Annotated in this window: 1 protein-coding gene; it reads left to right on the top strand. The window is 66.4% G+C overall.

Annotated features, from left to right (window positions below; translation table 11 throughout):
* Positions 1 to 301: SufD family Fe-S cluster assembly protein (locus FLQ44_RS23850; RefSeq protein WP_206209010.1), on the top strand; the 301-nt coding region annotated here is incomplete at both ends.

Raw genomic sequence — 301 nt, 5'->3', positions numbered from 1 at the left:
GCCTGGATGCAGCCCTGATCGCGCATATCCCGCGGCCGCGCATCGTCTTCGTCAACGGCTGGCTGGATGCCTCACTCAGCGATCTGTCGGGGCTTCCCGCTGGTCTTTCCGTGCGTGCGCTGGGTCGTGTGTTGCCCGACGCACATGCGCGCGATGTGGTGCATCTGGGCCGACGCTTCAACGCCGCCGCGGAAGTTTTCGCGCGTGCGAACGCAGCGCTTGCGGTCGAGGGCGCGCTGATCGAAGTCGAAGCGGATGCCGACATCGAGCCGGCCGTGCATCTGGTATCGGTTGGTTCGCC

This window comes from Vogesella mureinivorans, from assembly GCF_007644035.1.
Classification (GTDB): domain Bacteria; phylum Pseudomonadota; class Gammaproteobacteria; order Burkholderiales; family Chromobacteriaceae; genus Vogesella; species Vogesella mureinivorans.
This window is presented reverse-complemented; position numbering and strand designations above follow the sequence as displayed.